Raw genomic sequence first — 26,513 nt, 5'->3', positions numbered from 1 at the left:
CGAATGACTTGTTATACAAAATAGTTTTGGATCAATCGATAAACTAAAATGGATAATAAGTAATTGTTAGGGACTTGTGGAAAAGGTGATAAAGAGCATCCCTCTTATCACCTTTTTTTCAAGCGTCCTGCTTAAAAGTGAGATAAATTGGATAAAAAAATAATACATAAACCTTAAGGAGGCAAATTACTATGGCTGTTACAGCTCAAATGGTAAAAGAACTACGTGAAAAAACTGGTGCTGGAATGATGGATTGTAAAAAAGCACTTACTGAAACAAATGGTGATTTAGATAAAGCGATTGACTTCTTACGTGAAAAAGGGATTTCAAGTGCTGCGAAAAAAGCAGATCGTGTAGCAGCTGAAGGTTCAACTTTTATCGCGGTAGAAGGTAATGAAGCAGTAATTCTTGAAGTTAACTCTGAAACAGATTTCGTTGCGAAAAACGAAGGTTTCCAAACTTTGGTTAAAGAACTTGCTTCCCATATCTTAGCCACTAAACCTGCAACTGTTGAAGAAGCACATACTTCCAACATTACAGAAGGAACTACTGTTGAAGCACACATCAATGCTGCAATTGCTAAAATTGGTGAAAAATTATCTTTACGTCGTTTTGAAATCAAAACAAAAACTGATAATGATGCTTTCGGTGCTTATCTTCATATGGGTGGACGCATTGGTGTTTTAACTGTATTAGAAGGTACTACTGATGAATCAGCTGCTAAAGATGTTGCAATGCACATTGCTGCATTAAACCCTAAATATGTTTCTCGTGACCAAGTTTCTCAAGAAGAAGTGGCACATGAGAGAGAAGTATTAACACAACAAGCACTTAACGAAGGTAAACCAGCTAACATCGTTGAAAAAATGGTTGAAGGCCGCTTAGGTAAATATTTTGAAGATGTTTGTGCACTTGATCAATCATTTGTTAAAAACCCAGATCAAAAAGTTCGCCAATTCGTAGAATCTAAGGGTGCAACTTTACGTGAATTCGTTCGTTACGAAGTAGGAGAAGGAATCGAAAAACGTGAAGATAACTTTGCTGAAGAAGTTATGAACCAAGTTAACAAGAAATAATAAATGATCGATTAATGTTTTCATAGGGGGCACCATGGTGTTCCCTATTTTTCAAGATATTACAAATAAAGCGGAGGTTTCCATGAGTAGTAATCCAAAATATAAACGTGTTGTTCTGAAATTAAGTGGCGAAGCATTAGCTGGTGAAGCTGGATTTGGTATAAATCCAAGTATCATTAAAAACGTAGCACAGCAAGTAAAGGAAGTTGCTGATCTTGGTGTGGAAGCAGCTGTAGTAGTCGGCGGTGGAAATATTTGGCGTGGTAAAATTGGGGAAGAAATGGGAATGGACCGTGCCAACGCTGATTACATGGGAATGCTCGCTACAGTAATGAATTCATTAGCCCTTCAAGATAGTTTAGAGCAAATGGGCATTGAAACACGTGTTCAATCTTCTATCGAAATGAGACAGGTAGCTGAGCCATATATTAGAAGACGTGCAATTCGACATCTTGAGAAGAAACGTGTTGTGATTTTTGCAGCAGGAACAGGAAACCCTTATTTCTCAACAGATACAACAGCTGCCTTACGAGCTGCTGAAATTGAAGCAGACGTTATATTAATGGCGAAGAATAATGTAGATGGCGTATATTCTGCAGATCCGAAAGTGGATAACACTGCTACGAAATACGAGGAACTTACTTATTTTGATGTGATTAAAGATGGTCTTGCTGTAATGGATTCAACCGCTTCATCATTATGTATGGACAATGACATTCCGTTAATTGTATTCTCTATTACGGAAAATGGCAATATTAAGAGAGCTGTAATGGGAGAAACAATTGGAACAATAGTGAGGGGGAAAAATAATGCCTAAACAAGTTATCGCTAATACTAAAGACAGAATGGATAAAGCAATTCAAAGCTATTCGCGCGAGCTTGCAAGTATTCGTGCTGGAAGAGCAAATGCTTCCTTATTAGATCGTATTACAGTTGATTATTATGGTGCTCCAACACCAGTTAATCAACTTGCAGGTATCAGTGTACCAGAGGCTAGATTACTTGTTATTCAGCCGTATGATAAAACTGTTCTTGGAGATATTGAGAAAGCTATTCTTAAATCTGATATAGGTTTAAATCCTTCTAATGATGGTAGTGTTATCCGTCTTTCTATTCCAATGTTAACAGAAGAGCGTCGTAAGGAATTAGTGAAGAATGTGAAAAAAGAATCAGAAGAAGCAAAAATTGCTATTCGCAATATTCGCCGTGACGGCAATGATGATTTGAAAAAGCTAGAGAAAAATGGAGAAATCACAGAAGATGATCTTCGCGGCTACAATGATGACATTCAAAAATTAACAGATGAATACATCAATAAAGTCGATGCTTTAACAAAAGAGAAAGAAAAAGAAATTTTAGAAGTATAACCTAAACGTATTTAGTGGATATTTCAACATTTCAATTGAATAGGAAGTTTATTGTTCTTGAGTTAAACCCTCTACTTTATAGGGGGTTTTTTTCTTCATGTTAGTAAAAATAAGGATAAAAAATATAGCCTGAAATATTCATTCTTTGTACATAAAATAGTGAAAACTAACGAGTTTTTTAATTGATAGTTGCTTAGGTTGACTATTTTCCTATAATATAGAAAGGGAACTTATTTGATTATCCTTTTATTGGATAGGTTATGGAAAAGAATTTATTAGAAAAGTGGATCCTTACCATTAGTAGTTTAGGCAATATCGTTATCATAATGATTATCCTGAATAGTAGATAATATAAACAGATATAGATAATAGTATTTACCGTACATAATCACTGTGAATAGAGAGTTACAAAAGGGATCTATTTTGGAGGAGCTATTTTATGTTTAACAAAATAAGGTTATGGAAGAAGAAACCTGTTTCTTCTAATTTCCAAGACCGAATATCAGCACTTAAAATGCGACAAATTCCAGAGCATGTTGCAATTATCATGGATGGAAATGGAAGATGGGCAAAAAAGAGAACGTTGCCTAGAATTGCAGGCCATCATGAAGGAATGAAATGTGTAAAACGAATTACAGCTATTGCAAATGATCTTGGAATCAAAGTGTTAACTTTATATGCTTTTTCCACAGAAAATTGGAAAAGGCCGAAATCGGAAGTTGATTACATTCTGTCCCTTCCAGAACAATTTCTTAGTACATTTTTACCTGAATTAATTGAAAAAAATGTTCGCGTAACAGCCATTGGCTATACAGAAGGATTACCAGAATCTACTTTGAATGCCCTAAATCGAGCAGTAGAACAAACAAAGCATAATACAGGTCTTCATTTAAACTTTGCCTTAAATTATGGTTCTAGGGCCGAAATCATAGATGCTGTTAAAAATGTTGTAAAAGACAGTCAAACGGGAAAAATAGAAATAGATAACTTAACAGAAGAAGTATTTTCCTCTTATTTGATGACAGAAGATATAATCGAGCCAGATTTATTAATTCGTACAAGTGGAGAAATAAGAATAAGCAACTTCATGCTTTGGCAAATAGCTTATTCCGAACTATACTTTACGAATGTACTATGGCCAGATTTTAGTGAATTACATTTATTCGAAGCAATAGAAGAATTTCAAAACAGACAACGCCGTTTTGGTGGAGTCTGAAGAGAGTTGGTTTAGAGATGAAGCAAAGAATCATAACAGCAATTATTGCAATAGCCGTATTTTTACCATTTGTATTAATTGGAAAACTACCATTAGTTCTTTTTACTTTTCTATTAGTTGGAATTGGTGTATTTGAAATGTTTAGAATGAGAAAAATTTCATTTTTTTCTATTCCGGGATTTATTTCATTAATTACCGTATGGATGATTGTTCTGCCGAATCATTATATAAGTTCGTGGAATATGAATAAAATAGAATTGGGCTTAATCGCTGTTTTATTTTATTTAACTTATATGGTTTTTTCTAAAAATAAATTTACATTTGATGATGTTGCTTTTACGATACTAGCTGTCATCTATATTGGAACAGGATTCCATTTCTTTATTGAAATTAGAGAAACGGATTTAGCTTTTCTTATTTATTCACTATTTATCATTTGGGCCACTGATTCTGGTGCATACTTCATCGGAAGAGCAATTGGAAAACGAAAATTATGGCCAGAAATAAGTCCAAATAAAACAGTCGAAGGATTTATTGGCGGGATAGTAAGTGCTTTAGTAGTAGGAGTTCTATTTAGTGTGTTTGGATACATAGAATGGTCTATAGGCTTTGCTTTTACTACCATTATCTTATCTATTTTTGGACAAATTGGTGATTTAACAGAATCTGCGTTAAAACGTCACTATGATGTGAAGGACTCAGGAAAGTTATTACCAGGACATGGCGGAATTCTGGATCGGTTTGACAGTCTTATTTTTGTCTGGCCGCTGCTTTATTTTATCTTTGAACGTTTTCTTCATTTAATTTAAAATAAATAGTAGGAAATATTGGGTGTAGGAGTGAGGTAGTGAAGTATATTAGTTTGCTAGGGGCGACAGGATCGATTGGAATGCAAACTTTGGATGTTATTAAAAGTCATCCAGATATGTTTGAATTAGTTGCCTTTTCATCAGGAAAAAATATAGAATTAACCAGAAAGATCATTCAAGAATTTAGACCGCAGCTTGTATCTGTTGCAGAAAAAAAAGATTATGAGCAATTAAAACAAATCTTCCCAGATATATGTTTTAGCTATGGATTGGATGGATTAATAGAAGCAGCCGTTTTTGATAAAGCTGATATTCTGGTAAATGCAGTAATCGGTAGTGTTGGTTTACATCCAACGTTACAAGCAATTGAAGCGGGAAAGGTTATAGCGATTGCAAATAAGGAAACATTAGTTACTGCAGGACATATTGTAATGGATGCAGCTGCAAAATATAATGTTCCTGTATTACCAGTTGATAGTGAGCATTCTGCTATTTTTCAATGTTTACAAGGGGAAAACCCGAAAAATATTGAGCGCCTTATTATTACTGCCTCTGGAGGAAGTTTCCGCGATCTTAGTAGAAAAGAGTTAGAGCAGGTGACAGTGGATGACGCTTTAAATCATCCAAATTGGTCAATGGGTGCGAAAATTACGATTGATTCGGCGACAATGATGAATAAGGGTTTAGAAGTAATTGAAGCGCACTGGTTATTTGGGCTTCCATATGAGAAAATAGATGTATTACTACATAAAGAAAGTATCATTCATTCAATGGTAGAATTCCATGATAGTAGTGTAATCGCTCAATTAGGTACTCCAGATATGCGAATACCCATTCAATATGCTCTTTCGTTTCCAGAGCGTCTAGCTGCAGCAAATGGGAAAAAATTAGATTTAGCTGCGATTGGAAAATTGCATTTTCAGCCTATGGACTTAGAGAGATTTAGATGTCTTCATTTTGCTTTTGAGGCTGGAAAAGCAGGTGGAACTTTACCAACAGTATTAAATGCAGCGAATGAAGTGGCAGTACAAAAATTCTTAAATCAAGAAATTAGCTTTCTACAAATTGAAGATTTAATCGAAAAAGCACTAAATAGTCATCAGAATATACTAAACCCTAGTCTTGAAGTGATCCAAGAGATTGACTTAGAAACAAGAAAAAGAGTAAGCACACTTCTATAAAAAGGTGGTTAAAAATTTTGTATACAGTTATAGCTTTTATCATCATTTTTGGTGCGTTAGTTTTTTTCCACGAATTAGGGCATTTCGTATTAGCTAAGCGTGCGGGCATTTTATGTCGTGAATTCGCCATTGGAATGGGGCCTAAAGTTCTTTCTTTAAAAAAGGGAGAAACTGTTTATACGATTCGTCTTCTGCCAATTGGCGGTTATGTGCGGATGGCTGGAGAAGATCCAGAAATGGTTGATATTAAACCTGGTCATCGCATCGGCTTAATCCTTAATGATAAAGAAGAAGTAACGAAAATTATCATTAACAATAAAGAAAAGTATCCGAATGCTCGTGTTATTAATGTAGAGGATGCTGATTTAGAACATAAGCTTTTTGTAAAAGGATATGTAGAGGAAGACAATGAAGATAATCTCCTCGTTTTTTCTGTAAGAAAAGATGCTGTTTTTGTTGAAAATGGAATCGAAACGCAAATTGCACCATATGATCGACAATTTGCCAGTAAGTCACTATGGCAGCGCACACTTGCTATTTTTGCAGGTCCGGCCATGAACTTTGTGTTAGCTTTTCTTATTTTTATTGTGATTGCGTTAATACAAGGAATTCCTTCAAATGAAGCAAAGCTTGGTAAGTTAACAGATGATGGAGTTGCAATTAGTGCAGGCCTGCATGAAGGCGATAATGTCATCAGCATTGACGGACAATCTGTAGGTTCTTGGGAAGAAGTTGTTTCCATTATTCAAAAAAGTCCGGGAGAGAACCTAGAATTTTTAATCGATCGTAATGGACAAGAAATGACAATTGACGTAACACCAAAGGAAACAGAAGTAGATGGAAAAACAATTGGGTTAGTTGGTGTATACAGCCCAATGGAAAAATCGCCATTAAAGTCTATCCAATTTGGTGCAGCACAAACCTATAATTGGACAAAGGAAATTTTTGGAGCAGTTGGTAAACTAGTAACCGGTCAATTTTCGATTGATGCTTTAGGTGGTCCTGTTGCCATTTATCAATCAACCGATACGGTTGCTCAATCAGGTGTCTATTCCTTAATGAATTGGGCGGCTGTTTTAAGTATTAACTTAGGTATTATGAATCTTCTTCCGTTACCTGCATTAGACGGTGGGCGACTATTGTTTTTTGCTATTGAAGCGGTTCGCGGTAAACCAATTGACCGGCAAAAAGAGGGCATCGTTCATTTTATTGGATTTGCCTTACTCATGTTATTGATGATTGTCGTCACTTGGAATGATATCCAACGATTTTTTATACAGTAGGATACTTTTCATTCCCCTTATTGTAAGGGGAATGTTGTTTTGTCAGGAAACTCTTTTTTAATAATAGGCATGAGGCAGTTGGCGGCAGCACAAGACACTCAACTCAAAGATGTAAAACATATCTCACCATAACAACTTAATAACAACATAAATAATAGAGGTGCAATGATAGATGAAGCAAAGTAAAATGTTAATTCCAACATTAAGAGAAGTACCAGCAGATGCAGATATTAAAAGCCATCAGCTCTTATTAAGAGCTGGATATATTAGACAAAATGCAAGTGGTATCTATTCTTATTTGCCACTAGCAAACAAAGTAATAAAGAAAATTGAACAAATTATTCGTGAAGAAATGGATGCAGCTGGTGGAGTGGAGTTATTAATGCCTGCATTGCAGCAAGCGGAATTATGGCAAGAATCCGGCAGATGGTTTACTTATGGACCCGAATTAATGCGTTTAAAAGACCGTAATAGTCGAGAATTTGCTCTTGGGGCCACACATGAAGAAGTGATAACTAGTTTAGTTCGTGATGAAGTGAAATCTTATAAACGCTTGCCATTAACGCTTTATCAAATCCAAACGAAATTCAGAGATGAGAAAAGACCACGTTTTGGAATTTTGCGCGGCAGAGAGTTTATTATGAAAGATGCCTACAGCTTCCATTCTTCGCATGAAAGCTTAGGAGAAGTTTATGACTCAATTTTCCAAGCTTATTGCAATATATTTGAGCGCTGCGGCTTAAACTATCGGGCAGTTATTGCAGATAGTGGCGCAATGGGCGGAAAGGATACGCATGAATTCATGGTATTATCTGATGTTGGAGAAGATACGATTGCGTACTCAACGGAATCCAATTATGCTGCAAATATTGAAATGGCTCCAGTTATTAATTCCTATGATAAAACGGACGAGCCTGCTAAAGAATTAGAAAAAGTAGAAACAAAAGAACAAAAAACAATTGAAGAAGTTTCTTCTTTCTTAAACGTAGCAGCAGAAAAATGTATCAAATCTCTTTTATTTAAAGTTGATGAGAAGTTTGTTCTAGTATTAGTTCGAGGAGACCACGAAGTAAATGATATTAAGGTGAAGAACCTTTTAGAAGCAAATGTAGTAGAATTAGCAGATCATGCAGATACGGAAGAAGTGCTAGGAAGCAAGGTTGGCTCAATCGGTCCAATTAACGTGAAAGATGTTGAAGTAATTGCAGATTATGCTGTGAAAGCAATTGTAAACGGTGTTTGTGGAGCAAACCAAGAAAATTACCACTATGTGAATGTGAATCCTGATCGTGATTTTACTGTCGATCAATATGCGGATATTCGATTTATTCAAGAAGGTGACCTTTCACCAGATGGAAAAGGCACGATTACTTTTGCTAAGGGCATTGAAGTAGGCCATGTCTTTAAGCTTGGTACTCGATATAGTGAAGCAATGGGTGCGACCTATTTAGATGAAAACGGCAGAAGTCAAGCACTTATTATGGGTTGCTATGGAATTGGTGTGTCAAGAACGATGGCAGCGATAGTGGAGCAATTTAATGATGACAGAGGGATTGTATGGCCAAATGCTGTAGCGCCATTTGATATTCATTTAATTACTGTAAATACAAAAGATGACACACAAAATGAGTTATCCGAAAAATTATATGCAGCATTAAAGGCTAATCGTTTTGATGTATTAGTAGATGACCGTGCTGAGCGTGCAGGCGTGAAATTTGCTGATTCTGATTTAATTGGTTTACCAATTCGCGTCACTGTCGGGAAAAAAGCAGGAGAAGGCATCGTAGAAGTGAAAGTCAGAAGTACAGGAGAAATGCTGGAAGTACATGAAAGTGAGCTTGCTGCTACGATTCTCCGCTTAACACAAGTAGCAGGATAAGCGAAAACAGGATAAAAGAAAAAGGTTTAGCAATCGGCTAAATCTTTTTCTTTTTGTAGCTTAGATTGTATGCTAAACTGCATTAAGGAAAAGAACAATTTATTTCTGTGATATAATATTTTTTATAGAAATTAAGCAAGATTGGAAGGAGCGACATAAATGAGTGATATACAGGGGAAAGTAGATCGTTTCCAGATTTTGCTGCAACAATTGCAATTAACGGATGATTCATATATTTCCCATTTTCGCAACGCAAGTATAGAAAAAATTGTTGTCGAAAAACGGTCCAAAAAGTGGCATTTTCATTTTTTGTTTGATGATATCATTCCATTTCAAGTCTATCAATTATTTACTGCCAAGTTAAAAAGTAGTTTTTCTCATATTGCTACTATTACGTATGATATTCGAGTAAGAAATGGAATTGTTACAGATGTATTAATTCGAGACTATTGGTCTGCGTGTATAGAGGAGATGCAAGGAATTTCTCCACCGTTATTAAAACTATTAAATGAACAAGTGCCGCAATTAAATGGCAATAAGCTGACAATTCAGGTTAGAAATGAAATGGAAGGCTTAGCGATTAAGCGTAAATACGCGAACTTAATTACAGACGCTTATCAATATTTTGGTTTTCCTGCAATGAGTTTAGACACAGAGATAGCAGCAGAAAAATCAAATTCAGATTATGAGCAATTCTTGCTTGCGAAGCAAAAAGAGGATGAGGAAAGAGGAAAACAAGCTTTATTAGATATTCAGAAGATGGAAGCTGAAAAAGAAGCTGGTGATTCGCCAATCCCAAGTGGTCCATTAACAATTGGCTTAACGATCAAGGATGATAGCGATTATCGTCGTATGGAAGAGATTGTCGATGAAGAAAGACGTGTTACGATTCAAGGATATGTCTTCTTTGCAGAAACAAAAGAGCTGCGCAGTGGACGAACGCTATTAACCTTTAAAATAACAGATTATACAAGCTCTATCCTTGTCAAAATGTTCTCTCGTGACAAAGAGGATGCAGCTCTTTTTCAATTGGTAAAAAAAGGTATGTGGCTTAGAGCGCGCGGAAGCATTCAAAATGATACATTCGTTCGCGATTTAGTGATGATAGGAAATGACTTAAATGAAATTAAGCCTGTTGAGCGGAAGGATACCGCTAAAGAGGATGAAAAACGAGTTGAGTTGCATCTTCATACACCAATGAGTCAAATGGATGCAGTTTCATCTGTCGCAACTCTTGTCGGCCAAGCGAAAAAATGGGGACATAAAGCAATTGCTATCACGGATCATGCTGTTGCGCAATCATTCCCGGAAGCTTTTGGTGCTGGAAAGAAAAATGACGTTAAAATTCTTTACGGCGTAGAAATGAATCTAGTAGATGACGGTGTACCAATAGCTTATAATCCAAAGGATATCGATTTAGAGGATGCGACTTATGTAGTATTCGACGTAGAAACAACTGGACTTTCGGCTGTATATAACACGATTATTGAACTGGCGGCAGTGAAAATCCATAATGGAGAAATTATCGATCGATTTGAATCTTTTGCCAATCCACATCATCGTCTTTCTGCGACAACCATTAATTTAACAGGTATTACTGATGATATGGTAGAAAGCGCACCAGAAATTGATATTGTCTTACGCAAGTTTGCGGATTGGACAGGCGATAGTATTTTAGTTGCTCATAATGCATCCTTTGATGTCGGCTTTTTGAATGTCGGCTATCAGAAGGCAGGACTGCCTAAATCGACAAATGCGGTCATTGATACATTGGAACTGGGTAGATTTTTATATCCAGAAATGAAAAATCATCGTTTAAATACACTCGCGAAAAAATTTGATATCGAATTAACTCAGCATCACCGCGCCATTTATGATGCTGAGGCGACTGGATATCTCGCTTTAAAAATGTTGAAAGATGCTGCTGAAAGGGGCATCACCAATCATAATCAATTAAATGATAATATGGGACAAGGAAATGCCTATCAAAGGGCAAGACCATATCATTGTACAGTGCTAGCGCAAAATGAGGTAGGGCTTAAAAATCTCTTTAAACTCGTTTCGATTGCACATATTAATTATTTCTATCGGGTTCCTCGTATTCCGAGATCAGTCTTGCAAAAATACCGGGAAGGTTTGTTAGTAGGATCAGCTTGTGATAAAGGGGAAGTCTTTGAAGCAATGATGCAGAAGGCTCCAGAAGAAGTAGAAGATATTGCGCCATTTTATGATTATTTAGAAGTAATGCCAAAAGAGGTGTACGCTCATTTAATTGAAATGGAGTTAGTACAAGATGAAAAAGCCTTAGAAGAAATAATTGGTAATATCGTAAAACTTGGGGATAAATTAGATATACCAGTGGTTGCGACCGGGAATGTTCATTATCTGAATCCTAACGATAAAATCTATCGAGAAATTCTAGTCGGTTCACAAGGTGGAGCGAATCCGCTTAATCGCCATAAGCTTCCAGATGTCCATTTCCGTACAACAAATGAAATGCTGGACTGCTTCGGCTTCCTTGGAAAAGAAAAGGCAAAAGAGATAGTTGTAACAAATACTAATAAAATTGCCGATATGATTGATGTTATTAAACCAATCAAAGATGATCTTTATACACCGAAAATTGAAGGATCGGAAGAAGAGATGCGGGAAATGAGCTATGGCATGGCTAGACGTATTTATGGTGATGAATTACCTGAAATCGTAGAAGCACGCTTAGAAAAGGAACTAAAAAGTATCATCGGTCATGGATTTGCCGTAATTTATTTGATTTCCCATAAGCTCGTGAAAAAGTCGTTAGATGATGGATACCTAGTAGGTTCGCGTGGATCTGTTGGTTCTTCCTTTGTTGCTACTATGACAGAGATAACCGAGGTTAATCCATTGCCGCCACATTATATTTGTGCGGAATGTAAATACTCGGAGTTTTTTAACGATGGTTCGGTTGGATCTGGCTTTGACTTGCCAGATAAAAATTGTCCTAACTGTGGGGCTCGCTTGAAGAAAGATGGTCACGATATTCCATTTGAAACTTTCCTAGGATTTAAAGGAGATAAGGTTCCCGATATTGATTTGAACTTTTCTGGTGAATATCAGCCAAAAGCGCATAACTATACAAAAGTGCTCTTTGGTGAAGAGTATGTGTATCGCGCAGGTACAATTGGTACAGTTGCGGATAAAACAGCATACGGCTATGTAAAGGCATATCAAAATGATAATAATTTACAAATTCGCGGAGCAGAAATTGATCGATTAGCATCTGGATGTACTGGGGTTAAACGTACAACCGGGCAGCATCCAGGGGGAATCATTGTAATACCAGACTATATGGATGTCTACGATTTTACGCCAATTCAATTTCCGGCAGATGATCGGAATTCTGAATGGAAAACAACCCATTTTGATTTCCATTCCATCCATGACAATGTTCTAAAGCTTGATATTCTAGGGCACGATGATCCAACTGTTATTAGAATGCTTCAAGATTTAAGTGGAATTGATCCAAAGACCATTCCAACAGATGATCCTGAAGTAATGAAAATATTCAGTGGTACCGAGTCCCTTGGAGTAACACCAGAACAAATTTATTGCAAAACGGGAACATTTGGTATCCCTGAATTTGGAACAAAATTTGTTCGACAAATGTTAGAAGATACAAAGCCGACAACTTTTTCTGAATTAGTACAGATTTCTGGTTTGTCCCATGGTACAGATGTATGGCTAGGAAATGCACAAGAACTTATTCATAATAATATTTGTAACTTAAGTGAAGTAATCGGATGTCGTGATGATATTATGGTTTATTTGATATATCAAGGCCTTGATCCAAGTTTCGCTTTCAAGATTATGGAAAGCGTGCGTAAAGGAAAAGGCCTTACAGATGAAATGGAAGAGGAAATGAGAAAGAATGAAGTACCAGAATGGTATATTGATTCTTGTAAAAAAATAAAATACATGTTTCCTAAAGCCCATGCTGCGGCATACGTCTTAATGGCAGTAAGAATTGCCTATTTTAAAGTGCATCATGCCCTATTATATTATGCAGCTTATTTTACCGTTCGCGCCGATGATTTTGATATTGATGCAATGGTAAAAGGATCCCATAGTATTAAAGCGGTAATCGATGATATTACGGCAAAAGGGTTAGATGCATCAACGAAAGAGAAAAACTTATTAACGGTAATGGAGCTTGCTTTTGAAATGGTAGAAAGAGGATACACATTTAAGAAAGTGGACTTATATAAATCAAGTGCTACTGAATTTATTATTGAAGGAAACTCTCTTATCCCGCCATTTAACAGTATTCCTGGACTTGGGACAAATGCTGCCATTAATATTGTAGAAGCAAGAAAAGATGGTGAATTCTTATCAAAAGAGGATTTACAGCAACGTGGAAAAGTATCAAAAACAATTATGCAATATCTAGAGAATCATGGTTGCTTAGCTGATATGCCAGATCAAAACCAGCTTTCTTTATTCTAAAACTCTTTCTTAATAAGAGAAGAAACCTTGAAACTACGGACTTTCATTTGCATAAATGAAGTGGTTATGGTATAGTTTATTTGGAAATACTAAGGATAACTTTCGCGAATGGAGAGTGGGGCAACCCACTCTTTCCTGTTTGTATTAGGGTTTTTTTCCTAAAATCAAAGGAAAGGGTATCGCTGATTTGATGGATGAGCAACAAAGAGTACATATTTCAGGCTGCTAAGTTGACTCTAAAAACATAATAAGGTTCCTTGCTTAAGGAGGGAAAAATTTTGAGCAAAGTAACAGAAATAGTCGAAGAAATGGTACATCCTATTTTAGATGAACTACACTTAGAATTAGTAGATGTCGAATATGTAAAAGAGGGACCAAACTGGTTTTTACGGGTATATATTGACAAAGATACAGGTGTAGATATTGATGAATGTGCAGTCGTTAGTGAAAAACTTAGTGAGAAGTTAGATGAAGTCGATCCGATTTCAGAAAACTATTTTCTTGAGGTTTCTTCACCTGGAGCAGAGCGACCATTAAAAAAAGACAAAGACTTCGAAAAAGCGATTGGGAAAAATGTCTATATTAAAACATATGAACCGATTGAAAAGGAAAAAACATTCGAAGGAGTTTTAACAGCTTTTGATGGTAAAACAGTAACAGTTGAAGTGAAAATTAAAACTAGAAAGAAAACAATTGTGATACCGTACGAAAAAGTGGCAAAAGCAAGACTCGCAGTTAGTTTTTCATAATGTATAAAGAATCGATGAAATGTCTTTTGTAATCGATCATTATAATTTTTCATAAAAGAGAATAAAGGGGGATACACGCTCATGAGCAGTGAATTAGTTGATGCTCTAGTGTTACTTGAAAAAGAAAAAGGAATATCACGTGAAGTGATCATGGATGCCATGGAAGCAGCTTTGATTTCTGCTTACCGTCGTAATTTTAACCAAGCACAAAATGTACGAATTGATTTGAATCTAGGTGCTGGGTCTATGCGTGTATTTGCTAGAAAAGAAGTAGTAGATGAGGTGTTTGACCCACGTCTTGAAATTTCTTTAGAAGATGCACAAAGAATTAATCCGAACTATGAAGTGGAAGATGTAGTAGAGTTGGAAGTAACGCCAAAAGACTTTGGCAGAATTGCGGCACAAACTGCTAAACAAGTAGTAACACAAAGAGTTCGCGAAGCAGAAAGAGGAATTATTTATTCTGAATTTATTGATCGCGAAGAAGATATCATGACAGGCATTGTTCAACGCCAAGACAGTAAATTTATTTACGTCAGCTTAGGCAAAATTGAAGCGATTTTACCTACAAATGAACAAATGCCGAATGAGCATTATAAACCGCATGATCGCATCAAAGTTTTCCTGACAAAAGTGGAAAAGACAACAAAAGGTCCCCAAATCTTTGTGTCTAGAACACATCCTGGGCTACTTAAAAGATTATTCGAGATGGAAGTACCGGAAATTTATGATGGTACAGTTGAAATAAAATCAGTTGCCCGTGAAGCGGGAGATCGTTCTAAGATTTCCGTTCATTCTGAGAACGAAGAGGTAGATCCAGTAGGTTCATGTGTAGGGCCAAAAGGAACTCGTGTACAGACGATTGTTAATGAGCTAAAAGGGGAAAAGATTGATATTGTTAAGTGGTCAAGTGACCCTACTGTTTTCGTTGCAAATGCTCTTAGTCCTTCAAAGGTCTTAGAAGTTATTGTAAACGAAGAAGATAAAGCAACAACGGTTATTGTTCCTGATTATCAGTTGTCGCTGGCTATCGGAAAGCGAGGTCAAAATGCACGTCTGGCAGCAAAGCTGACAGGCTGGAAAATTGATATCAAATCCGAGTCAGAAGCAAGAGAAGCTGGAATTTATCCTACTGAAAATTCATTGATTAAGTTTGATGATGAAGTAGAAGAAGAGGATGATTTCCGCTTAAACACAGAAGATTTCGAGTGATAGAGGTGAATGTGTGTGAACAAACCAAGAAAAGTACCAATGCGTAAGTGTGTTGCTACTGGTGAAATGAAGCCGAAGAAAGAACTAGTTCGCATCGTTCGTTCCAAAGAAGGGGTTGTATCCGTCGATTTAACAGGAAAAAAATCTGGTCGAGGAGCATATCTCTCATTGGATAAAGAAGCAGTACTATTAGCCAAGAAGAAGAATATTCTTTCTAGCCAGCTTGAAGTTACTGTAGATGATACAGTTTATGACGAGCTGTTAGAACTAATAGATAAGGAGCAAAGACAATCCAAATGAACGATAACAAGTGGATGTCATTACTTGGCTTAGCAAATCGAGCACGGAAAATAACCTCAGGTGAGGAATTGACCGTTAAAGAAATTAGAAGCGGTAATGCAAAGCTAATATTATTGTCGGAAGATGCGTCACAAAACACGACAAAGAAAATCACTGATAAATGTCGTTCCTATAAAGTACCAGTGAAGCTTGTTTCAAATCGGGAAATCCTAGGTAAAGCAATAGGGAAAGAACAACGAGTGGTTGTCGCTGTTTTGGATAATGGATTTGCAAAAAAACTTTTAACGCTGCTCGATTAATTCTAGCGGGGGTGAAATGATGAGTAAAGTGCGAGTATACGAATACGCAAAAAAATATAACATTTCAAGCAAGGATGTTATTGCAAAATTAAAAGAGATGAACATAGAAGTCTCAAACCATATGACTACACTGGAAGAGGACGCAGTAAAAAAATTAGATAGCATATATAATAAAAAGAACGAAGAAAATAAGCCAAAAGCGCCAGCTGCAAAAGTGGCTGCTAAAAATATCGCGGACGAGTATGAAAAAGAAAGCGATGAAATGGCTGAAAAGGGGAAAGTAAATCAATCTGTGAAAAATACTAAAGATAATAAGCCAGGTTTTAACAAACCAAAAAATAATAATAATAATAACAACAATAAAAATAGAAACAACAATCGTAAAGGGAAGCAGAATACTGCTCCAGCTGCACCGCCAGCTCCGAAAAAGGAAAAAGAATTACCAGAGAAAATTACATTCAGTGAGTCTTTAACCGTTGCTGAATTAGCAAAGAAATTGCATCGTGAACCATCTGAAATCATCAAAAAATTATTCCTTCTTGGTGTGATGGCAACAATCAACCAAGAATTAGATAAAGATGCAATTGAATTAATCTGTACAGATTATGGTGTAGAGGTCGAAGAGGAAATCCAAATCGATACGACAGACCTAGAAGTATACTTTGCAGATGAAGAAGGCGCAGAATTAGTAGAGCGTCCATCTGTTGTGACCATTATGGGACACGTTGACCACGGGAAAACAACATTGCTTGACAGCATACGTAATACGAAAGTAACAGCAGGAGAAGCTGGTGGTATTACCCAGCATATTGGTGCATACCAAATTGAGGAGAATGGCAAGAAAATTACTTTCCTTGATACACCTGGACACGCAGCTTTTACTACAATGCGTGCACGTGGTGCGAAAATCACTGATATCACTATCCTTGTTGTTGCTGCTGATGATGGTGTTATGCCACAAACAATTGAAGCAATCAACCATGCCAAAGCAGCTGAGGTTCCAATTATCGTTGCTGTTAATAAAATGGATAAACCAACCGCTAATCCAGATCGCGTAATGCAAGAATTAACAGAACATGGATTAGTACCTGAAGCTTGGGGTGGGGATACTATCTTTGTTCCACTTTCCGCTTTAACAGGTGAAGGTATTGACTCTCTGCTTGAAATGATTCTTTTAGTAGGAGAAGTAGAAGAGTATAAAGCAAATCCAGACCGTAATGCAGTTGGTACTGTTATTGAAGCACAATTAGATAAAGGAAAAGGTTCGGTAGCAACATTGCTTGTACAAAATGGTACATTGCATATTTGGGATCCGATTGTAGTTGGGAACACATTTGGTCGTGTTCGTGCAATGGTTAATGATCTTGGCCGCCGAGTTAAAACAGCAGGACCATCAACACCAGTTGAAATCACTGGGTTAAACGATGTTCCTCAAGCTGGTGATCGTTTTGTTGTTTTCAAAGACGAGAAAACCGCAAGACAAATCGGGGAAGCTCGTTCCACGCAAGCGATTCAAGCGCAAAGATCTGAAAAAACAAGAATTAGCTTAGACAACCTGTTTGAACATATGAAACAAGGGGAAATGAAAGATATTAATATCGTTCTTAAAGCCGATGTTCAAGGTTCAGCAGAAGCGTTAGCAGCTGCTCTTTATAAAATCGAAGTAGAAGGCGTAAACGTAAAAATCATCCATACAGGTGTAGGGGCGATTAACGAATCCGATATTACCCTTGCTGCAGCATCAAATGCGATTGTAATTGGATTTAACGTACGTCCAGACGTAAACGCAAAAAGAGCCGCAGATGCTGAAGAAGTAGATGTACGCTTACACCGTATTATCTATAAGGTTATTGAAGAAATTGAAGCAGCGATGAAAGGGATGCTTGATCCTGAGTTCCAAGAAAAGATTATTGGTCAAGCGGAAATTCGTCAAACATTCAAGGTTTCTAAAATCGGTACCATTGCAGGTTCTTATGTAACGGACGGGAAAATTACAAGAGACAGCGGTATTCGTTTGATTCGTGATGGTGTTGTTATTTTCGAAGGGGAAATCGATGCATTAAAACGTTTCAAGGACGATGCAAAAGAAGTGGCTCAAGGTTACGAATGTGGTATTACCATCAAAAACTTTAACGATGTTAAAGAAGGCGATATTATCGAAGCATATGTAATGGAAGAAATTGAGCGTAAATGATTGTTGGATTAATGTCAGTGGAATGCATTATTTATGATGCCCACTCATTAAAAGAAAAGCGGGCGGTTCTGCAAAGAATTATGACCCGCTTAAAGCAAAGATTTAATATCTCTATTTCAGAAGTCGGGTATCAAGATACTTGGCAAAGAACAAAAATTGCTGTTGTTACCGTTGCTTCTGCGCGAGTTTCAGCTGAAGGTGTACTGCAGCAGACACAGCAGTTTATTGATTCTTTTCCTGAAATAGAGAGAACCATAACAGATATAGAATGGCTTTAAAAAAAATGAGGTGAATTGCGCGATGAGTCTAAGACCAAATCGTGTTGGTGAACAAATGAAGAAGGAACTAGGCGAGATTATTAGCCGTAAGATAAAGGATCCTCGCATTGGTTTCGTAACAGTTACAGATGTTAATGTTACTGGTGACCTTCAACAAGCAACTGTGTATATTTCTGTACTTGGCGACCAAGAGCAACGGGAAAATACACTAAAAGGGCTGGCAAAAGCGAAAGGATTTATCCGTTCTGAAATTGGACAAAGAATTCGTTTACGCAAAACGCCTGAAATTACGTTTGAATTTGATGAGTCGATAGATTACGGAAATAGAATTGATACATTATTGCATCAAATCGCAAAAGAAAATCCGTCCAGTGATGACGAAAGATAATGATGTAACATAAACTTGCTCCTATCGGACTTTTTCCATGATACTTATGGATGGGCGATAGGAGTTTTTTTATAAGCGGTGGAAATGGAGCCCGTTGAATTCCGCTCCAGGAACTTGCTTTTCTGCTGGACAGATAGGAGTCTCCTCGGCTATGCCTGTGGATTTCCCTCAATTCCAGCAGGAGTCAAAAGACTTTTAAATTATATTACAATTGAGGACTCAAGATTAAGCGTTTTTTTCCATAAAATGAATAAAGGATGAGGTATATGGAAGGGATTTTACCGTTATGGAAGCCTAAGGGGCTTACTTCCCATGATTGTGTTTTTCGTTTGCGGAAGATTTTACATATGAAACGAGTCGGTCATACTGGAACATTGGATCCGGATGTAACGGGTGTATTACCAATTTGTTTAGGAAGAGCAACAAAAGTAGCTGAATATATAACAGACGCAGGAAAAGAATATGTAGGAGAGGTAACGATAGGGTACTCTACAACAACAGAAGATCGTTCTGGCGAAAAGGTCGAGGAGAAAAAAGTAGCGGAAATTATTACGCGAGATAGAATAGAAGCGATTTTACGAGAGCTAACAGGAGAAATCACACAAACACCACCCATGTATTCTGCTGTTAAAGTAAATGGGAAAAGGCTTTATGAATATGCTAGACAAGGGATTGTGATTGACCGTCCTTCTAGGCAAGTAAACATTTACTCCTTAGAATTAATCGAAGAATGGCAAGTGTTACAGGGAGATACCGTATCTTTTCGTTTTAAAGTAAGCTGTAGTAAAGGTACCTATATTCGCACACTTGCTGTTATGATTGGAGAAAAATTAGGGTATCCTGCCCATATGTCAGACTTGTGCCGGACACGTTCTGCAGCCTTTACGAAACAAGAGTGTGTAACATTTGAAGAACTAGAGGAATATGTAGAAAATGGGAAGCTGAAAAACTTTATTTATCCGCTTGAAGACGCGCTTTTACATTTGCCGAAATATGAAATAAATGATACATTAGCAATGAAGGTACGAAACGGAACGGTATTAGAAACTCCTGCTCATCTACTAAATGAACAGGAACCAATTGTCATTCAAACAACAACAGGTGAAGCGTTAGCTATATATGTTCAGCATCCAGCAAAACAAGGATTAATCAAACCGTCCAAAATATTAAAAATCTTGGAGTAACCATTGATGCTCTCGTTCACCTTGAAAGAAAGTTTAACGACAAATGAGAAAAAAAGAAATTTGTTAGAAAAGGTGAGTAGCACAGTGAAGATAGTAAGAATAAACCATTCAGAACGAAATAAAGAGCATGATAATCCGCCAATTTCTATAGCATTAGGTTCCTTTGACGGAGTTCATCTTGGCCATCAAAAGGTCATTGGCGAAGCGAAAAGAGTGGCAGATGAAAATGGATGGAGCAGTGCGGTGATGACATTTGACCCCCATCCTTCTATCGTATTAGGTGGAAAAACAAAAAAAGTAGATTACTTAACATCTTTTGAAGCGAAAGTAGAACAATTAGCAAACTTGGGAATCGATTATTTATTTATTGTCGATTTTACGATTGAGTTTGCTAGCTTACCTCCTCAAGAATTCGTTGATTTGTATTTAATTGGTTTAAATGTGAAACATGTAGTAGCTGGTTTTGATTACACTTATGGAAAGAAAGCTCAAGGAACAGCTGAGACTCTTTCTATACATTCACGAGGTAAATACAAAACAACAATTATTGGGAAAGAGACCTTTGGAGGTGAGAAAGTAAGTTCTACTTTAATTCGCTCTCTTATAAATAATGGCGAAATGGAAAAGGTACCTGCTCTTTTAGGTAGATACTATTCAGTAAATGGTACGGTCATCCATGGCGACAAACGTGGTAGAACGATTGGTTTTCCTACTGCAAATGTGAAATCAACTAGCGATGTCATTTTGCCGCCGTTAGGTGTATATGCAGTACGATTCTTTGTCAATGATCAATGGTATGAGGGTGTATGTAACCTCGGTACAAAACCAACCTTCCAGCCTGATGAAAAAAAAATTAGTATCGAAGTCCATATTTTTGACTTTCATCAAGATATTTATGGTCATTCCGTAATCGTTGAATGGCATAAACGAATTAGAAGCGAACAAAAATTCAATGGCATAGATGAACTAGTAGCCCAAATTGAAAAAGACAAGCAAACCGCCTTAGAATATTTTTATGAAAAGGCACGATAAGAAAAAAGAAAAGTAACCTGAATATTTCTAAAAAGATTAGGATATACTAAAAAATATATCCTAATAAAAAATGGAAAGAAACTAATGAATAGCAGGACTGGCTAGAAATACAATAAGATGAAGTTTTTTCAGATTCTATTTTTATGTTCTTTGTTTATAAAAAAATAAAAGGTTATGTCTTGATTTTTCCAAAGAAAACAGTTATTCTTAAAGACGTACTAAAAACAACCTTTGCTTGGCAAAATCGAATCACCAACGTTTTGCTCGGTAATTGGGGATTAGTGTAATAGAATTAGGAGGTGAAACAGGATGGCAATCACTCAAGAACGTAAAAACGAACTTATCAATGAGTACAAAACGCATGAGAACGATACTGGATCTCCAGAAGTTCAAATCGCTGTCCTTACTGAGTCAATCAATAATTTGAATGAACATTTACGTACACATAAAAAGGATCATCACTCACGTCGTGGTCTTTTGAAAATGGTAGGTAGACGTCGTAATCTTTTAACTTACCTACGTAATAAAGACGTTCAACGTTACCGTGTTTTAATTAACAAACTTGGTCTACGTAGATAGTTAAAAAAAGCGGGATATTTTTCCCGCTTTTTTATTGTAAATAAATGCGAATTTAACATATGATTAGTATAGATTACATAAATTAATTTCGTTTTTTAGTTATATAAAATGTGTATACTAGTAGAAGAGAAATTTAAGGATAATATTTTTTATTTTATAAAATAACGCAGGTTTTAGGTAGTTCTTAACCGGAAACCTCCATGAAGTGAATGAGTAGAGAGGGGTTTATGAATGGGACAAGATAAGCATGTCTATTCCATTGACTGGGCTGGAAGAAAGCTCACAGTTGAAATTGGACAATTAGCAAAACAGGCAAATGGTGCAGTACTTGTACGATACGGTGATACGGCTGTATTAAGCACAGCAACTGCTTCAAAAGAACCAAAGAACTTAGACTTCTTTCCATTAACAGTAAATTATGAAGAGCGTCTATATGCGGTTGGTAAAATTCCCGGCGGTTTCATTAAAAGAGAAGGCCGCCCAAGTGAAAGAGCAATCCTTGCAAGCCGCTTAATCGATCGACCAATTCGACCATTATTTGCAGATGGCTTCCGTAATGAAGTGCAGGTAGTCAGCTTAGTAATGAGCGTGGATCAAGATTGTACATCAGAAATGGCCGCAATGTTTGGATCGTCATTAGCATTATCTGTTTCTGATATTCCATTTGGGGGACCAATTGCTGGTGTTTATGTTGGAAGAATCGATGGAGAATTTGTCATCAATCCAACGGTTGAGCAAGCAGAAAAAAGTGATATTAACCTTGCTGTTGCAGGTACAAAAGATGCAATCAACATGGTTGAAGCTGGTGCCGATGAAGTTCCAGAAGAAGTAATGCTTGAAGCAATTATGTTTGGACATGATGAGATTAAACGCCTAATTGCATTCCAAGAAAAAATTGCAGAAGAGATTGGCAAAGAAAAAATGGAAGTTGTACTATACGAATTAAATAAAGACATCGAAGCAGATGTGCGCGCATTATGTGAAAGCGAAATGCTAGATGCTATTCGTGTACAAGAAAAGCATGCTCGTGAAGCAGCTATTAAAGAAGTAAAAGATTCTGTCATTGCAAAATATGAAGCAGAAGAAACAGAAGAAGAAGATTTAAAACAAGTGAAAGCTATTTTAGATAAATTAGTGAAAAATGAAGTTCGTCGTCTTATTACAGAAGACAAGGTTCGTCCAGATGGACGTGGCTTGGAAGAAATTCGTCCACTATCTTCTGAAGTGCATTTATTACCGAGAACACACGGTTCAGGTCTATTTACTCGTGGACAAACTCAAGCATTAAGTATTTGTACATTAGGTGCTTTAGGAGATGTGCAAATACTGGATGGTCTTGGGGTAGAAGAAGAAAAAAGATTCATGCATCACTATAATTTCCCTAATTTTAGTGTTGGTGAAACAGGACCAATGCGTGGACCTGGACGAAGAGAAATCGGTCATGGTGCACTAGGGGAAAGAGCATTAGAACCAATTATCCCTTCTGAAAAAGATTTCCCATATACGATTCGCCTTGTATCAGAAGTATTAGAATCCAATGGTTCAACTTCACAGGCTAGTATTTGTGCAAGTACCCTTGCTATGATGGATGCTGGGGTGCCAATTAAAGCACCGGTTGCTGGTATTGCAATGGGACTGATTAAATCTGGTGAACATTACAGTATTTTAACAGATATTCAAGGGATGGAAGATCATCTAGGAGATATGGACTTTAAAGTAGCTGGTACTTCTAAAGGGGTAACGGCACTTCAAATGGATATTAAAATTGATGGATTGTCTCGTGAAATTTTAGAAGAAGCATTACAGCAAGCTAAGATTGGCCGCATGCAAATTCTTGAATCGATGCTGGCAACAATCAATACACCTAGAGAATCACTATCTTCTTATGCGCCAAAAATCTTAATGATGTCCATCAACCCAGACAAAATTCGTGATGTTATTGGACCAAGTGGTAAACAAATCAATAAAATTATTGAAGAAACTGGCGTTAAAATTGATATTGAGCAAGATGGCACAGTATTCATTTCTTCTGTCGATGATGAAATGAATAACAAAGCAAAACAAATTATCGAAGATATCGTTCGTGAAGTTGTTGTTGGACAAATGTATCTTGGTAAAGTAAAACGAATCGAGAAATTCGGTGCGTTCGTTGAAATCTTCAATGGAAAAGATGGACTTGTTCATATTTCAGAGCTTGCTGAAGAAAGAATTGGCAAAGTAGAAGATGTAGTAGCAATCGGTGATGAAATCCTTGTGAAAGTAACAGAAATTGATAAACAAGGAAGAGTAAATTTATCTCGTAAAGCTGTTTTGAAAGAACAAAAAGAACAAGCTGAGAATGCAAAAAACTAATAAAAGTATAATAAAGGGTACCCGCCAAAAAAGACTCATGTTTTTTAGCGGGTATTTTTTTATGGAATGAAAAGGAACATTTTGAACAAAATAATAGGGGAAAAGGATAAGCTAACTCCGTCATTCGGCGTTCTACCTTGTCCTTTCCTATCATATGGTAGTAACTAGGGAGGGAAAGGTGATGAAAAAAACAGTTTCACTTATAGGAATTCTGGTCATCTCTTGGTTTTTAGTTAATAATCCGTTGGCTGATACATATGTTAGTACTTTACAAGAAAACGCTGTCTCAGTGACAGCAAATAACTCTTTATATACGACGATAAGCGAGAAAGCAAAAGACTACGAAAAGAAGCCGATTGATGCCAAGCTAGATCCTGTATGGAAAGCTATTCCTGGATTAAATGGGCTGACTGTGGATATTGATGCTTCTTACAAGAATATGAAAAAAGAGAAGAAATTCAATGAACAAAAACTAATTTTTAAGCAAGTGAAACCAGAAGTTACACTAAATGATTTGCCACCTGCTCCTATTTATAAAGGAAATCCAGATAAAGAAATGGTAAGCTTTATTATAAATGTAGCATGGGGAAATGAATTTTTACCTGACATACTAGCAACCTTAAAAAAGCATCATGTCAAGGCGAGTTTTTTCTTGGAAGGCAGATGGGTTCAGAAAAATCCAGATCTTGCTAAAATGATTGCAGAAGCAGGACATGAACTCGGAAATCATTCCTATACCCATCCAGATATGAGTAAAATTAGCCGTAGTAAAATTCATGAGGAAATCGTAAAAACAAATGATGTCATTGAAGCTACAACTGGTAAGCAAATCACATTATTAGCACCGCCAAGTGGATATTTTAATAATGAAGTAGTGAAAATTGCCGCTCAACAAAAGCTTAAAACAGTAATATGGTCTGTGGATACGATTGATTGGCAAAAACCAAGTCCTGATACATTGCTTAAAAGAGTTACAGGAAAGGTCCATAATGGGGCTCTAATCCTTATGCATCCAACGGAAGTTACTACAAATAGCCTTGAACGTTTAATTACCGAAATCAAAAATAAAGGATATAAAATCGATACAGTTAGCGACATGCTTAGTGAAGAGCGAGAAAGCATAAAAACAAAAAAATAGTAGTTCGGTTCATCTTATAGTATTCTATAAGGAGAAAACGTTTTATTAGATGCTACTTCTTATAGAAGAAAAACAACATCTACATGAAAGAAAATGGAAAATAAAGGCTGTCCGTCCTTTTAAAAGGAACTATTCGCTATTTCATTTTTAAAACGGAGATATGTTATCATTATATTAAAACAATATTTTGGAAAAAATAAGAGGAATAAGATATACTAGCAGTCGCAGCTATTTTTTGCAACTTGGTAGAAGAACAGGAGGAACATAATTGATCAAAAGATATACTTGCCAAAATGGAGTAAGAATTGTATTGGAAAATATTCCAACAGTACGTTCCGTTGCTATTGGCGTATGGATTGGTACAGGATCTCGCAAAGAAGATGAAAAAAACAATGGGGTATCTCACTTTTTAGAGCATATGTTTTTTAAAGGAACAAAAACACGTAGTGCGAGAGAAATAGCAGAATCATTTGATAGTATTGGCGGCCAGGTAAATGCTTTTACTTCAAAAGAATATACTTGTTATTACGCAAAGGTGTTAGATACACATGCTGATATGGCGTTAGAAGTGTTAGCAGATATGTATTTTAACTCGACATTTGATGAGGAAGAATTAAAGAAAGAGAAAAATGTTGTCTGTGAAGAGATTAAAATGTATGATGATACACCTGATGATATTGTTCATGATTTATTGAGTCAGGCAATTTATGATAAACATCCACTTGGCTATCCGATTTTAGGAACAGAAGAGACACTTGCTACGTTTAATGGAGATACGCTAAGAGAGTATATGTTTAATCATTATACACCAGAGAATACGGTTATTTCGATTGCAGGGAATATTACCGAATCGTTTATTTCAGAAGTAGAAAAATACTTTGGGGCATATGAAGCCGGTAAATCCGAAGTAGAATTAGTAAAGCCTTCTTTCCATGCCAATAATTTTTCACGCAAAAAGGAAACAGAGCAAGCACATCTATGCTTAGGTTTTAATGGGTTGCAGGTGGGGCATGAGAAAATGTATACACTTGTTTCTTTGAATAATATTCTTGGGGGCAGTATGAGTAGTCGATTATTCCAAGATGTACGTGAACAAAAAGGTTTAGCTTATTCTGTATTTTCTTATCATTCCGCATACCAAGACAGTGGAATAGTAACAATTTATGGAGGTACAGGAGCTAAGCAGCTAGATGAATTATTTGATACCATTCAAAATACGCTTGCTATCTTGAAAAAAGAAGGAATTACCGAAAAGGAACTTCTTAATAGTAAAGAGCAGTTAAAAGGCAGCTTGATGCTAAGCTTAGAGAGCACTAATAGCCGCATGAGCAGAAATGGTAAAAATGAACTTTTATTAGGTAAACACCGTTCCTTAGATGATATCATTGCCGATATCGATCGTGTCACAAAAGAAGAAGTTGATCAAATGGCAAATGATATATTCACTGACACCTTTTCTGTCTCTTTAATCAGCCCAGACGGACAATTACCAAAAGCACTGCAATAAAAAGCTAC

The 26,513-nt window shown here is 36.6% G+C and carries 22 protein-coding genes; all 22 read left to right on the top strand.

The window, feature by feature from the left end; all coding sequences use genetic code 11:
* Window positions 1-191 precede the first annotated feature (191 nt).
* Window positions 192-1,076 carry a translation elongation factor Ts gene (tsf, locus tag BCI01S_RS03030; protein WP_047940027.1) on the top strand — a complete coding sequence of 295 codons (885 nt, stop codon included), beginning with the start codon at window positions 192-194 and terminating at the stop codon, window positions 1,074-1,076.
* A gap of 82 nt (window positions 1,077-1,158) precedes the next feature.
* Window positions 1,159-1,893, top strand: coding sequence for a UMP kinase (gene pyrH / locus BCI01S_RS03025; protein ID WP_047940275.1), 735 nt, complete (start codon window positions 1,159-1,161; stop codon window positions 1,891-1,893).
* Window positions 1,886-2,443 (top strand): ribosome recycling factor, encoded by a 558-nt coding sequence (gene frr / locus BCI01S_RS03020; protein WP_047940028.1) that lies wholly within the window; start codon window positions 1,886-1,888, stop codon window positions 2,441-2,443. Before pyrH ends, frr begins: the two co-directional genes overlap by 8 nt.
* 439 nt (window positions 2,444-2,882) lie before the next feature.
* The gene (uppS, locus tag BCI01S_RS03015; RefSeq protein ID WP_047940029.1) at window positions 2,883-3,659 is read left to right on the top strand and encodes an undecaprenyl pyrophosphate synthase; all 777 of its coding nucleotides are present in this window, start codon (window positions 2,883-2,885) and stop codon (window positions 3,657-3,659) included.
* Between the two features lie 17 nt (window positions 3,660-3,676).
* Window positions 3,677-4,468 (top strand): phosphatidate cytidylyltransferase, encoded by a 792-nt coding sequence (locus BCI01S_RS03010; protein WP_047940030.1) that lies wholly within the window; start codon window positions 3,677-3,679, stop codon window positions 4,466-4,468.
* Window positions 4,469-4,506: 38 nt separating this feature from the next.
* A complete protein-coding gene (dxr, locus tag BCI01S_RS03005) occupies window positions 4,507-5,649 on the top strand; it encodes a 1-deoxy-D-xylulose-5-phosphate reductoisomerase (RefSeq protein ID WP_047940031.1) in 1,143 nt (380 codons plus the stop codon).
* Window positions 5,650-5,666: 17 nt separating this feature from the next.
* Window positions 5,667-6,932 (top strand): RIP metalloprotease RseP, encoded by a 1,266-nt coding sequence (gene rseP / locus BCI01S_RS03000; protein WP_047940032.1) that lies wholly within the window; start codon window positions 5,667-5,669, stop codon window positions 6,930-6,932.
* Window positions 6,933-7,104: 172 nt separating this feature from the next.
* Entirely contained in the window at window positions 7,105-8,811 is a 1,707-nt protein-coding gene (locus tag BCI01S_RS02995) for a proline--tRNA ligase (RefSeq protein WP_047940033.1), read from the top strand.
* Window positions 8,812-8,970: 159 nt separating this feature from the next.
* Complete coding sequence (locus BCI01S_RS02990) at window positions 8,971-13,293, top strand: PolC-type DNA polymerase III (protein WP_047940034.1); 4,323 nt, start codon at window positions 8,971-8,973, stop codon at window positions 13,291-13,293.
* A 275-nt stretch (window positions 13,294-13,568) separates the two neighbouring features.
* A complete protein-coding gene (gene rimP / locus BCI01S_RS02985) occupies window positions 13,569-14,042 on the top strand; it encodes a ribosome maturation factor RimP (RefSeq protein ID WP_172866010.1) in 474 nt (157 codons plus the stop codon).
* A gap of 81 nt (window positions 14,043-14,123) precedes the next feature.
* Window positions 14,124-15,254: a transcription termination factor NusA gene (gene nusA, locus BCI01S_RS02980; RefSeq protein WP_047940036.1), complete on the top strand. Its 1,131-nt coding sequence runs from the start codon at window positions 14,124-14,126 to the stop codon at window positions 15,252-15,254.
* Window positions 15,255-15,269: 15 nt separating this feature from the next.
* Entirely contained in the window at window positions 15,270-15,554 is a 285-nt protein-coding gene (gene rnpM / locus BCI01S_RS02975; protein WP_047940037.1) for an RNase P modulator RnpM, read from the top strand.
* The gene (locus BCI01S_RS02970; RefSeq protein ID WP_016201165.1) at window positions 15,551-15,853 is read left to right on the top strand and encodes a YlxQ family RNA-binding protein; all 303 of its coding nucleotides are present in this window, start codon (window positions 15,551-15,553) and stop codon (window positions 15,851-15,853) included. Before rnpM ends, BCI01S_RS02970 begins: the two co-directional genes overlap by 4 nt.
* A 19-nt stretch (window positions 15,854-15,872) precedes the next feature.
* The gene (infB, locus tag BCI01S_RS02965; protein WP_061796663.1) at window positions 15,873-18,047 is read left to right on the top strand and encodes a translation initiation factor IF-2; all 2,175 of its coding nucleotides are present in this window, start codon (window positions 15,873-15,875) and stop codon (window positions 18,045-18,047) included.
* On the top strand, window positions 18,044-18,325 hold the full coding sequence (locus tag BCI01S_RS02960) for a DUF503 domain-containing protein (RefSeq protein ID WP_047940039.1): 282 nt from the start codon (window positions 18,044-18,046) through the stop codon (window positions 18,323-18,325). Before infB ends, BCI01S_RS02960 begins: the two co-directional genes overlap by 4 nt.
* A gap of 22 nt (window positions 18,326-18,347) precedes the next feature.
* Window positions 18,348-18,713, top strand: a complete 366-nt coding sequence (gene rbfA, locus BCI01S_RS02955) for a 30S ribosome-binding factor RbfA (protein WP_047940040.1) — start codon at window positions 18,348-18,350, stop codon at window positions 18,711-18,713.
* Between the two features lie 266 nt (window positions 18,714-18,979).
* On the top strand, window positions 18,980-19,897 hold the full coding sequence (gene truB, locus BCI01S_RS02945; RefSeq protein ID WP_047940042.1) for a tRNA pseudouridine(55) synthase TruB: 918 nt from the start codon (window positions 18,980-18,982) through the stop codon (window positions 19,895-19,897).
* Window positions 19,898-19,981: 84 nt separating this feature from the next.
* A complete protein-coding gene (gene ribF / locus BCI01S_RS02940) occupies window positions 19,982-20,929 on the top strand; it encodes a bifunctional riboflavin kinase/FAD synthetase (RefSeq protein ID WP_047940276.1) in 948 nt (315 codons plus the stop codon).
* A 309-nt stretch (window positions 20,930-21,238) separates the two neighbouring features.
* Window positions 21,239-21,508 (top strand): 30S ribosomal protein S15, encoded by a 270-nt coding sequence (gene rpsO, locus BCI01S_RS02935; RefSeq protein ID WP_016201171.1) that lies wholly within the window; start codon window positions 21,239-21,241, stop codon window positions 21,506-21,508.
* A gap of 231 nt (window positions 21,509-21,739) precedes the next feature.
* On the top strand, window positions 21,740-23,860 hold the full coding sequence (gene pnp, locus BCI01S_RS02930) for a polyribonucleotide nucleotidyltransferase (protein WP_047940043.1): 2,121 nt from the start codon (window positions 21,740-21,742) through the stop codon (window positions 23,858-23,860).
* Between the two features lie 181 nt (window positions 23,861-24,041).
* A complete protein-coding gene (locus BCI01S_RS02925; RefSeq protein WP_061796661.1) occupies window positions 24,042-24,998 on the top strand; it encodes a polysaccharide deacetylase family protein in 957 nt (318 codons plus the stop codon).
* Window positions 24,999-25,266: 268 nt separating this feature from the next.
* Window positions 25,267-26,505 (top strand): M16 family metallopeptidase, encoded by a 1,239-nt coding sequence (locus BCI01S_RS02920; protein WP_047940045.1) that lies wholly within the window; start codon window positions 25,267-25,269, stop codon window positions 26,503-26,505.
* Window positions 26,506-26,513: the final 8 nt, after the last annotated feature.

Origin of the sequence: Niallia circulans NBRC 13626, from assembly GCF_001591585.1 — a bacterium.
GTDB lineage: Bacteria > Bacillota > Bacilli > Bacillales > Cytobacillaceae > Niallia > Niallia circulans.
This window is presented reverse-complemented; position numbering and strand designations above follow the sequence as displayed.